The following is a 13,091-nucleotide window of genomic DNA, read 5'->3' as shown; positions in this document are numbered from 1 at the left end:
CGATAAGCAATCAGCGATCCGCGATAAGCCTTCTTTGCAGCTCGCTCATCACTGAGCACTCATCACTTTCCCGCCCCCTTCCTGCTCGTAGAACCAGGCTGACGTGAGCTGTTCCAGAATGAAGAATCCGACCAGGCACATCAGCAGCAGACCGTAGACCTCCTGGCCGAGCCGCCCGACCGCCAGGCTCCGTTCCAGAGTCTGGGGGTCGCGGCTGACACTGTAGCGTTTTTCGCCCAGCACCCGGTCGAGTTCCGCCGGTTCGATCTGTCGAAAGTCGCTTTCCGTACCGGAGAGATTCAGGCTGAAAGCCTGCACTTCGTTCGTCGCCGGTTCGACCGCCTCGATCTGGTACTGGCCCGGATCGCTCATTCCGCTCAGCAGCAGGAAGTCCCGCGGTTCGGCGATCGCCTCCTGCCGCTGCTTGAACTCCGGCATTCGCAACACGACTTTCTGAACGGCTTGAGCCGGATTGAGGGGCAGCCCGACATCGTCGCCGACTACGAAGTTCGCCTTCTCCTCCCCCAGACCCGCCAGTCGCTGGGCGAACTGGTCGGCCAGAACCACATACACCCAGTGTCCGGGGAGGTCGTTCCAGGCCACCGAGTCGACGGAGGTCGTCAGCATCAGAACTCTGCCGCGACCGACGCGACGCTCGATCAGGGCCGGCACACTGGGCGGACGGGCATACCGGGCGATCACCGTGGCGTCCTCGGCCGGTTCGACGCTCCAGTATCGGCGAATATCGAGCGCCGCGAATTCCGGCAACGCTCCCAGTTCCTCCAGCTTCCTCACCAGCGGATTCTGAGTGTTCGACCAGTCGATCGTGGCCGCGGGGGAGAACGACAGCTCTGCTTTCAGACTCGCGGGCGAAAGTCGCTGCGCCGCGGCAGTGTTCCAGGCGATCGGATCGAGACCCTCGTCGGGCCGCGACCGTCCGGCAATCGCCGAACGTGCTCCCAGCGTCAGCAACAGCCCCCCGCCCGACTTCACATAGTCGGTCAACTCTTCCCACAGCTCCGTCGTCGGCTGCGCTGCGTGGATCAGACACACGACCTGGAACCGGGACAGATCCGTCCCGGCCAGTTTGCCGGTCGGCAGAAACGTCGTGCGGTAGCGTGCCCGCCCCAGTCGGACCAGCTCCTCGGGCGCCAGGGCCTCCATCCAGACCCGGGCTTCCTCCCGCCGCTCCGCGACGACGAGCACTTCCAGCGGTGGATGGACCCGCACCGTAAAGTAGGCGATGTTGTCGACCACGAACGGATCGCTCCCCGTGATTCGCAACTCCCCCTGGCGGAACCGGCCGGTGACGTTTTCGAGGGTGAATCGCACCCCCGTCTCCGCATCCGGTTCCAGCGACACGACTTGCTGCCCCGTTTTGATCGGCTGCCCGTTATCCCCGGTCAGCCACAGTTCGACGGGCGTCTCCGGCTTGACGACTCCTGCCGCCGTGACGGAGGCTTCCACGGTGACGAAACCGCCGCTGGCGACAGACTGACGCGAAAGCTTCACCGACCGCAGTCCTGCATTGACCGGCTGTTCGACGCCGACGTCCAGCAGGTACAGCCCCGTCCAGTTCAGCTCCGCCAGCCGGTCTTTGAGCTGCGATGTCGCATCCAGCCGCCACGCCGAACGGGCGAAGTCGGTCACAATATAGATCTCGCGAATCAGCCGGTCCTGCCGACGATCTTCGGGGGCCCCCGATTGTTCTCCCAGGATCCGCCGCCGGTCGTCTTCCTGGAGCAGCAGGGCCGCTTCCAGCGCGTCATTGAGCGAGCGGCTGAGGGGCTTCGGCGTCAGCAGCGCCAGCCGGTCCTGGACGGCGGTCAGATCGGCCGTAAAGACTCCCGGTACGTCGCCCGAGTTCTCGACAATCGCCGCCCGGCTGCCAGCCGGGAGCTGCCCCATATGCTCGCGAATCATCGCCCGTGCGGCATCCAGCCGGCTCTGCCCCTGATGCTGATAGCTCATGCTCAGGCTGGTATCGACGAGGAACACTGCCGCCACGGGGAGATTCTCCGCAACCGGCGGCGCCGGCGCTGTGATCTCCGCCGCAACCCGCCGCTGATACGGCCAGCCGACCAGCAGCACCAGCAGGACCGCCGCCGCCAGACCCAGCCCCCCCCGCAGCGAAGTCCGCCGGGCCAGTAGATCGTGCCGCGGCAGATGCCGGCGTTTCCACAGCGCCAGCAGGCCGAAGTAAATTCCGAGCGAGACCGCAAGCACGGCCAGCGCGGTCAGCCATTCCCGCCGCGAGAGCCCATAGTTCGCAGCCGGCAAAGTCGGCCGGGTCAGCGCCAGCACCAGTCCGCCGATGACCAGCATCCGGAGCAGCAGCAGCCAGAGGTGTCGGAGACGGAACCGGCGGGAATTCTGCTGCTTGCGAGACTGAATCAGCCGGAGGGCCGGGAAAATGAGCTTCTTCGGCTTGGCCTTGAGCAGCAGATGCAGCACCACGGGGACGAGGACGAGTCCCAGGGCGAGCAGGTACACAGGATTCAGAAACGACATGCCGACAGACCCGGTGCGTCGAGGGAGGCGCGCGGAACGGTGTCAGGACATTGTAGCGGACAAGTGCGAAGCGGGGCAGGGGAGGGAAGATCTCGCGCAGAGACGCAGAGCGAAGTGCAAAGGCCGCAGAGTAGTCCAGAGGCGAATTAAACCACGAAGGACACTGAGGGCACGGAGGTGACACGGGCAGAGTCCCGCAGGACAGGCTTCCAGCCGGTCCTGCGCAGTCCCCGCTGCACAGCATCAAGGAGGCGACCGCTACTCTTCCGATTCCGTCGCTAACACGACCAGCCCCGCTCGCTCCGTTCCCTGCTCCCGTAAATACGCCAACATCCGGTCGCGGTAGTCACGACTCCAGAACTTCACATGGAGATCAACCGATTGCCCAGGGCGAAGAGAATAGTTTTCCATGCCGGTGCCGCACCACTGGTAACCCATTTGCTTCCAGACGCCGTCCTCGAACAGTTCGTCATAGAGCTGGATCTCAGTCGGACTACTGCCCGCGTACGTCAGAGTCGTTTTCCCCGTGTTTCGGATCGTCACGGTCAGTTTCTCGCCGGTCTGTTCCGTCGCAACGATCTGCGGAACGTTTTCCAGCGGCGCGGAGTCCGGCAAGTCTTTCCAGCCGGCCATGATGTTCCCCTTGAGGAACGACACGATTTCCTGATCCGGCGGAGACGCAGGTTGCAGTTGAGCGGAAACCGCAGAAGGAGGAACAGACGGCTTGCCACATCCGCCGACCATCGACAGTACGACGAGCAATTTCAGCCATCGCATCGCCCATTCCTTCCCGATTGCTCCTGCACCTGCCAGGAGCAATAGTACAGGAACCGGGGTCTGGTCGGTCAAGCTTTGTCTTGGCAGGCGGCGTCGCTGCCGGAACTCAGAAACCGTCAGCCGTTGCGGAATGGCGGTCGGCTCCAGCCTCAGCCTTTCGACATTCCGCCTTCGTCATTCGTCATTCGTCATTCGACATTCGAATTCTCTTCCCCTCTCAGCCCCGCCCCGGCCGCTTCAGCGAATGCGGACGCACAATCTCCCCGTACATCTCCGGCCGTCGATCGGCGATCCGGTTCACCTCGTTCGTCCCCGGAATCCGGATGCTGTGCTTCTGGCGGGCCTTCGCCGGGTCGATGTCGGCGTAGAGGATGCACTCGTCGGTGTGGGCCGCGGCGGCCAGCGTCCGACCGAGCGGGTCGCAGATCCGGCTCTGGCCGATGAACTTGAAGCCGCGCTCTTCGCCCACGCGATTGACCGCGATGTAATAGACCGTGTTTTCGAGCGATCGCGTATTGATCGCGTAGTCGGCCGCGCACTCGGCGCCGGGGGGCCAGTTCGTCGGCAGCACGATCAGATCCGCTCCCAGCAGCGCCAGGCAGCGGGCCGGTTCCGGAAAGCCGGCGTCGTAGCAGATATTGAGACCGATCCGCACGCCGTCCGCTTCGGTGACGGAGAACGGCTCATCGCCGTAATCGGTGAAGCGGTCGACGCCCAGGAAAGGAAGATGCACCTTGCGGTAGCGGCTGACGAGACCGTCCGGTCCGACCAGGACCGCGGTATTGAACAGCCGTGATCCGTCGGCTTCGAGCATTCCGAACGCCGCCAGGCCGCCATGTTCCCGGCAGACGCCGGTCATGAACTGCACCGCGGGCCCCGGGACCGGCTGGGCGAATTCGAGGGCTTCCTCGCGGCTGTCGAAGCAATAGCCGGGGACCGCGCATTCCGGGAAGACGACGAGCGTCGCCCCGTTCCGACGGGCCTCGACGAAGTGCTCCCGCATCCGTTGCAGATTGCCGGCGACATCGCCGATCCGCACATCCATCTGGACGCCGGCGATTTTCATGGAATGGTTCCCATCATGTGAAACGTGTGAATTCGAGAACCATCCCTGGTCAGACCCGCGCGGAGATTGTCGGGCGCGCGCGGCCGGATGTCGAGAGCGGAGACGTGGACGTCTGGTCGCGTTTCGCGAATCACCCCGAACGACCGAAATAACCCTTGCAGTTTCGCGGGCCGATGATCCGTTGACAGCGTGTCGAAGAATGGCGGGGAATCGCCCAGACAGGAATGTCTGGACCACCTTTTCAGAGGTAATCTCTTCGGGTGGGACAGACATTCCTGTCTGTCTCCAATTCTTCAACTGTAAGACGCACCCTCAGCGTCGATTTGGGCGAAAGCGGACGATTAGAATTTCTCCGGAAAACGCAATCTGTCCGAGTTCTTCCTGCATCCAGGCTTCAATTTGTTCGGGACGTCCGCCGCCCGAACCAGCCCCGATCAGCGGGAACGCAATGGACGCAAAACCGTGCTCAATCGCCAACTGCATCGCACTTTGGGTCGACAGCCGAACGGAACGCTGTGATGACCTCCACAGCAGATTGATCCCCGCCACATGAATGATGCCGCGAAAGGGCAGTTTCCCGGCGGACGTCAGCACCGCCCCACCGAGTGGAATCGGTCCCCTCCGGCCAAGCTCGCGAAACGGGCCGAGGCCCGCCCGGCGTTTGATTGCCCCCGAGACACCCTGAGGCAGCAGCAGCCACCACGGAATGACGTTGCGATTCCAGGCGTTGACGATGACCTCGACCGGTTGATCGAGCACATCGCCTTCCACGGTCAAAATCGTCATCGGGCTCGACCTGCTGATCCGCTACAGATTCACAATCTTGAGGATCTCATCTTTGAGCGCCCCGTTCACGGAAATCCCGTTGCCGCCGTAAATCGTCGGCTGGCCCTTCCAGTCGATAAAATGCCCGCCGGCTTCTTCCAGAATCGGCACCAGCGCTGCCGCGTCCCACGGGTTCAACGCCGGGTCGACCATGACTTCCGCCCGGCCGGTCGCGACCAGGATGTGACCGAAGCAGTCTCCCCACCCTCGGGCGAGGCCGACCGTCCGCAGCAGCGTATCAAAGGCCGGCCGCCGGCCGATCTTCTCCCAGCGGGCCATGTTCGTCGTGCAGAACGTCGCGGCTTCCATCGTGGAAACCGTCGAAACTCGCGCCCGGCGCGGAGCGGCGTCGCCAATCTGCCACCACGCTCCCTCGCCCTTCGCCGCATAAACGACTTCGTTGAGCGCCGGGAAACGACAGATGCCTGCCACGCAAGACTTCCTGTCGCCGTCAATGTGTTCGATGCCGATCAGCGTGCCGAACAGCGGAACGCCGTGGACGAACGACTTGGTTCCGTCGACCGGGTCCAGAATCCAGCGGAAGCTGGTCGTGCCGGATTTCTCGGGGAATTCTTCCCCCAGCACGGCGTCGTTCGGAAACGCATGCGACAGCCGATCCCGGATCAGCAGTTCGGCGCCGCGGTCGGCTTCAGTGACCGGGGAGGTATCGCGCTTGCTGTCGACCTGCAGGTCAGGGCTCTGGTAATGACCGAGAATCAGCTCCTGCGCCTCGCGGGCGACCTGGAGACCGAACTGCAGGCGGGAAGTAACGTCGGTGGACGAGAAGGCCATGCTGGAAAACGCTCCGCGAAATCACGGGAACTCAAAGCCGAAAACTGCCAATCCGCCGGTCGGCGAGACGACATTGTGCGACGTTCGCCGCAGCTTGTCACGCGTGCGTGAGATCCGCCTGTCCGGGTAGGGTGAGTCGAGTCTTCGAGGCTCACCGTTCTTCTCTTTGTCCAAATCGGGTTACCCCAGCCGATAAAGATACTCACCCGCCTTCCGGACGAGCAGAATTCCCTCATTTTCTCGATCGGCGAAGGATTCCACGTTAATCGTGGCGGGGTCGCGATAGCCGAGGTTGATCTTCGCGCACTCCTCGGGGGAAATCGCGGACGCCAGCGTGACCTGGACCCGCGGACGCTCGACGCCGTTTTCAAACGTGCCGCCCCCCCGCACGTGGGTCGAATGGGCCAGAACGCCCCACGGGTAATCCTTGAACTTGTCCCACTGTTTCGTGAAGTAGTCCCGGACGTGGTAGCCGATTTCCTTGATCAGCCTGCCGTGGACGATTGAAACCTCGTGCATGTGCGGGGCGTAAATAATCAGCTCGCCGCTGTCCGCGACAACCGGTTCGAGCTTGTACATGCACTTGCCGGCAACCCACAGCTCATCGTACATCGGCGGGGCGCATGACAGGACCTGCTTGAACGGCTTCGGATACCGCTTGATGTGAATCTGGCTCGACAGATCCGCCGCCCCGTTCCACGCCACTTCGGGCGTGCCATAGCACAGTCCATGCAGGCTGGCGTCGGCCGCGACGGCAAACGTGATCGCCCGGCGTTCGACGGGAATCAGCGAGGCCGCCCGGTCGACCACCCGGCGGACGGGCGTGTCCTTGACGCCGATGATCTCGTGGTTGGTGATCAGCGCCCCGAGCCAATGGAAGAAGTTCAGAATCTCCGCGCCGGCGATCCCCGGGAAGAAGTACTTGTTGCCCCCCGAGAATCCCACCACTTCGTGCGGGAATACCGGCCCGAGAACCAGCAGCGTGTCGTAGTCCTTGATCCGGGAATTGATTTTGACCGGTACTTCCAGCGACAGCAGGCCGCCCGACAGCTCAGACGTTTCGTCCTTCGTCAGCGTGCCGAGATTCAGCAGCCGATCCTCGCGGTCCCATTCGTGATTGAACAGTCCGGTCTGAAAGAACAGCTTCTGCCGCTCGTCCTCAGTGATGCCGAGCAGCTTGCAGATCTGCGTCTCCGACAGCGGCGGATGCGTACCCAGCGCCACGAGGACGTCGAACTGCGCCACCACCGGTCGAAGACGGTGAAACAGCGCGTCGAACAGCAGCGGCAGCGGCGCCGTGCGGGTGGCGTCCGGAATGATCAGCAGTACCCGCTTGCCGCGAAAATCGTCCAGCGGAACTTGTGTGGCGAACCATTGACGGACTTCGGCTTCGGACAGGACGGGGGGCGGGGACTGGGCCATCGATCAGCAAGCTCCGGAAAGACAATTCCCCCCGATTCTACTGCAGCTCGCAACGAGCCGTCGAGAGAACCGGCGTTCGTGCATCGCCGTGAAGCGGGGGCGTCGAGTATAATACCGCGTCGGGACGCCTCGAAGCACCGGACGTGCAGGCGGCGAGCACGTTTCACGGACCGATGATCGCTGTCTTGCGTCGCAGAAATCCCGCTTTGGCAGGAATTCTGGCCTTGACCGAGCAGCCTGAGTGGCCCGGCTTGTCAGCGTCGTGTACGCTGGTCCGATGCGCGAGAGCGGCGGTCTGTACGCCGTTCTCGCTTTGTTCTATGTTGCCCGATCCCGTGCGGCGCGGCGGTGGCCTTCATCGCAGGCGACGGACGGGAGCCAGGCGGGCGCTCGAAAGTGGTTCAGGGACGGTTTCATGACGTTGTCGGAGTTGATGGAGAGTAAGTTTCGCGGCGACATCAAGTTTCGCGGCGCTGCATACCTTCAGGCGGAGCGGGTCTCGGTCGTTCGCGTCACCCCGGAAAGTCTCTTCGCCGTGGTTCGCGACGGCGTGGAATATCAGACACAGCTTTCCCGCGACGAAACGAGCCTGAAGCTGTCGTGCAGTTGCATGGGGACATCGGCGAACCCTTCGAGCAATCCCCACTGCAAGCACCTCTGGGCCACCGTTCTGGCGACCGACGCCGGCAACTACCTCACCGGCGCCGCCAAGCCCGGTTACGTGCCGCCCTTCGCCGTCGAGGACGATCCGTTCAATCTCGAACTGCCCCTCGATGACTGGGACGAAGAAGACGACGTCCCGGTCGGCGAGACGCGACTTGCCGTCAAGACCGCCGAACGCGTCAAGAAAGTCGCCGTCGCCCCGCCGCCGCTGCGCGAGTGGGAAACGAAACTCAGCGAGCTCCGCCGGGCGATGCACGACGACGATCCGTCGGCAGCCGCCGGGCAGGGGGCCGAACGGCAGATCTTTTACGAAATCGACGTCGCCGGCAGCGACGACGCCGAAACGATCATCATTCAGACCTCGCAGCGGCAGCGCCGGGCCAACGGCGAGTGGGGAAAGCTGAAGCCCCTCAAGCTGAAGCCGGGCCGCTTCGAGGAAATCGACGACGACGAAGACCGCCGGATTCTCGCCCACCTCGTCGGCGGAACCCCCGACCGGACCTCCGGCAATGCGACCGAAACCTTCGCCGCCGCGCACCGCTATCGCGTCCCCTACGACCTCTGCCAGCTTCTACTGCCCGCCATGTGCAGCACCGGGCGCGTACGCCTCGCCGGCGACGAACGCGTCACCGACATTCTGCAGTGGGACGACGGCGGACTTTGGGAACTCTGCCTGCAGGTCGAACAGTCCCCCGAAAAAGACACCTGGCGGCTCCACGGGTTGTTGCGTCGCGGCGAAGAACGCCTCTCGATTCGCGAGCCGGAGTTGCTCGTGCCGGGCGGATTGTTCGTCACTCCGAAATTCATCGCCCCGTTCGAGGATTTTGACGCCTTCTCCTGGGCCCCGCTCCTGCGACGCACGGATGACATTCAGGTCCCCAGCGGCGAAGAACACGAGCTGGTCGACCGGCTGCTCGATATGCCCGCCCTGCCGCGGCTCGAACTCCCTCCCGAGCTGACGCTCGAAGAAGTCACGTTCACGCCGGCGCCGCAATTGTCGGTGCATGCCCCCGGCAAGTCGCGCTGGCAGCACGACCGCCTCAAGGCCGAAGTCCTCTTCAGCTACGACGGCGCCACCGTGCGGGGCTCCAGCCCCCGCTGGGCCATCGTCCAGCGGCATGCTTCGCGCTGCCTGCTGCGCGACCGCCAGCGCGAAGCCGAACTCTGGTCGCAATTGCAGGACAACGGCTTCCGCCGGCTGCTCGATCAGCGCCGCGGCCAGCACGACGTGGAAGTCAACGCCCGCGATCTGGGCCACGCAGTCCGTAGACTGGTCGGCCTCGGCTGGCAGATCCGCGCCGACGGCAAACAGGTCCGTCAGCCGCAGGAAATGAAGTTCCAGGTCCGCTCCGGGCTCGACTGGTTCGAACTCCACGGCGACGTCGATTTCGACGGGCAACGCGTCAGCTTCCCCGAACTGCTGGCCGCATTGGCCCGCGGCGACGGCACCATTCTCCTCGACGACGGTTCGCTGGGGATTCTCCCCGAAGAGTGGATCAATCGCTGGGGCGGGCTGGCGGGACTCGGCCAGGCCGACGGCGAGCACCTGCGCTTCAGCATGGTCCAGGCCGGCCTGCTGGACGCCCTGCTTTCGACTCAACCCTCGGTCGACTACGACGCGCAATTCACCGACACCTGCCAGCGTCTGCGGGATTTCGAAGGGATTCAGCAGGTCAAGGAACCGGCGTCGTTCAGGGGCGAACTCCGACCCTACCAGCGCGAAGGGGTCGGCTGGCTGAAGTTCCTCGAAGACTTCCGGTTCGGCGGCTGTCTGGCAGACGACATGGGTCTCGGCAAAACCATTCAGATGCTGGCTTTCCTGGAAGCCCGGCGGAAACGGGCCGAGAAAAAACGACCGACGCTCGTCGTCGTCCCCAAGTCGCTGCTGTTCAACTGGCAGCAGGAAGCCGAAAAGTTCACGCCGGATATGAAAGTCCTGGAGTACACCGGGCTCGAACGCGCCAAGCTGCGGACCGACTTCGAGAAGTATCACCTGATCCTCACAACGTACGGCACGCTCCGCCGGGACGTGCTGATCCTCAAGGACGTCGAGTTCGACTACGTCGTCCTCGACGAGGCCCAGGCGATCAAGAACGCCGGTTCGCAGGTCGCGAAAGCCACTCGCGTGCTGCAGGCGCAGCACCGCATCGCCCTCAGCGGTACGCCCATCGAAAACCACCTGGGCGATCTCTGCTCGATCTTCGATTTCCTCAATCCCGGCATGCTGGGACGCAGCTCGGTCTTCCGGCTGCACGCCGCCGACCCCACCGACACCGAAACCCGCCGCGTCCTGGCAAGCGGCCTGAAACCGCTGATTCTCCGCCGGACCAAGCAGAGCGTCGCCAGCGAACTGCCCGAAAAGCTGGAGCAGACGATCTACTGCGAAATGGGCGAGGAGCAGCAGCGGCTCTACAACGAACTGCGGGACCACTACCGCGATTCGCTGCTGGGCATGGTCGCCGAACAGGGGATGGCCCGCGTGAAAATGCACGTCCTCGAAGCCCTGCTGCGACTCCGGCAGGCCGCCTGTCACCCGGCCCTGCTGGACCGGGCCACCGCGGACGATTCGAGCGCCAAGCTCGACGCCCTCTGCCCGCAGCTCGAAGAAATCCTCGAGGAAGGCCACAAGGCGCTGGTCTTCTCCCAGTTCACCAGCATGCTGTCGATCGTCAAGAAGCACCTCGACCACCGCAACATCACCTACGAGTACCTCGACGGCCAGACTCGCGACCGCAAGGAACGGGTCGAGCGGTTCCAGACCGACGACAAGTGCGGCGTGTTCCTGATCAGCCTGAAGGCGGGCGGCCTGGGTCTCAACCTCACGGCCGCCGACTACGTCTTCATCCTCGATCCCTGGTGGAACCCGGCCGTGGAAACCCAGGCGATCGACCGCGCCCACCGCGTCGGCCAGACCCGCCCGGTCTTCGCCTACCGGCTCATCTGCAAGGGAACCGTCGAAGAGAAGATCGCCGACCTGCAGCAGCAGAAACGCGAACTCGCCGACGCCATCCTGGAACAGAACAACAGCCTGATGCAGGGCCTCACCACGGACGATCTGAAACTGCTGCTGTCTTGAAGAAGTGGCGAGTGATGAGTGGCTGGTGGCGAGTGAAGAGTAGGGCCGGCTGTGCCGGCCGGTGCACAACGTCTGCGTAGGGCCTGGCGCGCCCGGTCGTCTTCTGATCCGGGTGGCACGTCCCTGCGTCTGCGAAGGGCGTGGTCTTCGCCGGCGCTCTGCCCGTCCCGTGCTGCCGCAGATGTTGGCATCTTCCCCTGATCCGGGTACGCTCGGGCCGGTGACTTGGCGACGTTCGACATCGCTGCAGGATCATTGGTATGAGCACGGAACTTGATGCGCTAAAAAGCACGCTCCGCCGCTGGACGCTGATCCTCGGCGTGCTGCAGATCGCGGTGGGCTGCAGCGTGGGGTTCATTCCGCCCTCGGCCGTGTCCTGGTTCCGCGGGATCGTAATGGCGCACCTGGAGTTCACGGCGAACGGAGTGCTGATGGTCGCGTTTGCGTTTCTCGTGCGCGAAATGCGATTGGGGCCGCTCGCCTTGAAGGCCTGGTTCGCCCTGCTGCAGGTCGGAACCTGGTCGAATGGAGCGGCGGGCGTCGCCGCGGCCTTTCTGGGTACGTCATCCAGGCTGATGCCGACGCTCAACGAGAAGTTCCCCCCGCCCCATGGCACCAACCATCCGCTCGTGACCGGCTCGCTGATGGTCTGCGGCGTGACAATCATGGCCGCGCTGCTGCTGACGCTATACGGTCTGGTACGGAAGCCTGCGTTGGAGGAGTAGGGCCGGGCGCGCCTGGCCTCTTCACTCTGGGTGGCACGACCCTGAGGCTTTGCGAAGGGCGTGAGAGCAACATTTATCTGTGCCGGCTCAGTATCTCTGAGTCCCGGCCCGCAGCCTTATGTTTGCACTATAGCAGCGAGTTATGCAAAAATGTGGACGTGCGTTCGTGCTTGATCTCTCGCCTGCCCCGGCTCATTGGGACTATCCACATGCCGTACCGCTCCCACGATGACTTGGAGATTCCTCCCGATGAAACCGTCATTTGGAGATATCTGAGTTTCGACAAGTTCATGTCGATGATGACGACGCGAACCTTGTGGTTTTCGCATCCAGCGAAGTTCGACGACAAGTGGGAAGGCTGGTATCCGTTCATGAAACTTCCCGCTGAGTCGGAGTGGTCCAGTGAGGATGAGCATCGCAGGGTGCGTCAGCGGATCGCGGAGGGGCATGACCGGAATCGCGATCAGGTCTTGATTAACTGTTGGCAAAAGGCAGAACACGAATCATCGATAATGTGGAGGGCCTATACGCCGCAAGGACAGGGAGTCGCGATTCGTTCAACCGTCGGGGCGTTTAAGAAAGCCCTTGATGATGCAGTTGAGAATGTTCATTTTGGCAATGTCCGTTACGTCGATTATTCGACGGACCTCGCCGAACGTTGGAAAAGAATGCCTATTTTCTACGTAAAGCAGCCGCAGTTTGAAGGAGAATCGGAGTTTCGAGCGACGATTTCGCGATTCTCTGCTTCGAATCCCGGACAGATTCCGAGTTGGGATGTGACCAAGGTTCACGACGGAATTGGCGTCAAAGTCGATCTGCAAAAGCTGCTTGAGGGGGTGGTGATTTCGCCGGGATGCTGGAATCGCTGGCATACCATTATTGAACTTGCAGTTCAGCATGCGGGCGTCGACTCAGGAACCGTCGAGGCTTCCTCCTTAGATCGCGAACACCAGTACGCAGAATTTGTCGAGCCGAACAGGCAGGCTGCTGCGGTTAAAGACGCGTTTGACGTTGTCGCTCAGTGGCTCCAGGAGGAGTCCTTTTTTCCAGAGATCGATCGCTATCGCCTGGCGTTTATCGTGAGGGCCTGCAGGGATTTCATTGGGGCCGAACGAATTGCAGGAGTAGACTATCGCAATCGCGAAGAAAGTGAGTGGCAGAAGGCAGCGGAGAAGGCTCTGAGCGAACTTAAAGCGAGCGACTCCTCTGGCCGGTAGTTCCGTAGAGCCGGTTC

Annotated in this window: 9 protein-coding genes; 3 read left to right on the top strand and 6 right to left on the bottom strand. The window is 63.0% G+C overall.

Going from position 1 to position 13,091, the window contains the following annotated elements:
• Positions 1-48: 48 nt before the first annotated feature.
• The 6 genes from SH412_RS16920 to SH412_RS16895 all read right to left on the bottom strand — a co-directional run bounded on the left by SH412_RS16920 (position 49) and on the right by SH412_RS16895 (position 7,393).
• Positions 49-2,511 (bottom strand): vWA domain-containing protein, encoded by a 2,463-nt coding sequence (locus SH412_RS16920; RefSeq protein ID WP_336519198.1) that lies wholly within the window; start codon positions 2,509-2,511, stop codon positions 49-51.
• A 258-nt stretch (positions 2,512-2,769) separates the two neighbouring features.
• Complete coding sequence (locus SH412_RS16915; protein ID WP_336519197.1) at positions 2,770-3,288, bottom strand: hypothetical protein; 519 nt, start codon at positions 3,286-3,288, stop codon at positions 2,770-2,772.
• Between the two features lie 217 nt (positions 3,289-3,505).
• Entirely contained in the window at positions 3,506-4,354 is an 849-nt protein-coding gene (locus tag SH412_RS16910) for a carbon-nitrogen hydrolase family protein (RefSeq protein ID WP_336519196.1), read from the bottom strand.
• 312 nt (positions 4,355-4,666) lie between these two features.
• Entirely contained in the window at positions 4,667-5,140 is a 474-nt protein-coding gene (locus tag SH412_RS16905; protein ID WP_336519195.1) for a macro domain-containing protein, read from the bottom strand.
• 21 nt (positions 5,141-5,161) lie between these two features.
• A complete protein-coding gene (gene hisN / locus SH412_RS16900; RefSeq protein ID WP_336519194.1) occupies positions 5,162-5,971 on the bottom strand; it encodes a histidinol-phosphatase in 810 nt (269 codons plus the stop codon).
• Positions 5,972-6,151: 180 nt separating this feature from the next.
• Complete coding sequence (locus tag SH412_RS16895; RefSeq protein ID WP_336519193.1) at positions 6,152-7,393, bottom strand: lactate racemase domain-containing protein; 1,242 nt, start codon at positions 7,391-7,393, stop codon at positions 6,152-6,154.
• A gap of 415 nt (positions 7,394-7,808) precedes the next feature.
• Here SH412_RS16895 and SH412_RS16890 point away from each other — a divergent pair, with 415 nt between their 5' ends.
• From SH412_RS16890 to SH412_RS16880, 3 genes are all read left to right on the top strand, one after another.
• Complete coding sequence (locus SH412_RS16890; protein WP_336519192.1) at positions 7,809-11,132, top strand: DEAD/DEAH box helicase; 3,324 nt, start codon at positions 7,809-7,811, stop codon at positions 11,130-11,132.
• A 260-nt stretch (positions 11,133-11,392) separates the two neighbouring features.
• Entirely contained in the window at positions 11,393-11,857 is a 465-nt protein-coding gene (locus tag SH412_RS16885) for a hypothetical protein (RefSeq protein ID WP_336519191.1), read from the top strand.
• A gap of 209 nt (positions 11,858-12,066) precedes the next feature.
• Positions 12,067-13,074, top strand: a complete 1,008-nt coding sequence (locus SH412_RS16880) for a DUF2971 domain-containing protein (protein ID WP_336519190.1) — start codon at positions 12,067-12,069, stop codon at positions 13,072-13,074.
• Positions 13,075-13,091: the final 17 nt, after the last annotated feature.

Origin of the sequence: Planctellipticum variicoloris, assembly GCF_030622045.1 — a bacterium.
Lineage (GTDB): Bacteria > Planctomycetota > Planctomycetia > Planctomycetales > Planctomycetaceae > Planctellipticum > Planctellipticum variicoloris.
Note: the sequence above shows the minus strand (reverse complement) of the source record. Positions and strands in the feature narration are given on the sequence as shown.

Bases quoted from the DNA above. Each gene is read 5' to 3' on its own strand.
- SH412_RS16920 (WP_336519198.1), bottom strand. From the start codon at position 2,511: ATGTCGTTTCTGAATCCTGTGTACCTGCTCGCCCTGGGACTCGTCCTC.
- SH412_RS16915 (WP_336519197.1), bottom strand. From the start codon at position 3,288: ATGCGATGGCTGAAATTGCTCGTCGTACTGTCGATGGTCGGCGGATGT.
- SH412_RS16910 (WP_336519196.1), bottom strand. From the start codon at position 4,354: ATGAAAATCGCCGGCGTCCAGATGGATGTGCGGATCGGCGATGTCGCC.
- SH412_RS16905 (WP_336519195.1), bottom strand. From the start codon at position 5,140: ATGACGATTTTGACCGTGGAAGGCGATGTGCTCGATCAACCGGTCGAG.
- hisN (WP_336519194.1), bottom strand. From the start codon at position 5,971: ATGGCCTTCTCGTCCACCGACGTTACTTCCCGCCTGCAGTTCGGTCTC.
- SH412_RS16895 (WP_336519193.1), bottom strand. From the start codon at position 7,393: ATGGCCCAGTCCCCGCCCCCCGTCCTGTCCGAAGCCGAAGTCCGTCAA.
- SH412_RS16890 (WP_336519192.1), top strand. From the start codon at position 7,809: ATGACGTTGTCGGAGTTGATGGAGAGTAAGTTTCGCGGCGACATCAAG.
- SH412_RS16885 (WP_336519191.1), top strand. From the start codon at position 11,393: ATGAGCACGGAACTTGATGCGCTAAAAAGCACGCTCCGCCGCTGGACG.
- SH412_RS16880 (WP_336519190.1), top strand. From the start codon at position 12,067: ATGCCGTACCGCTCCCACGATGACTTGGAGATTCCTCCCGATGAAACC.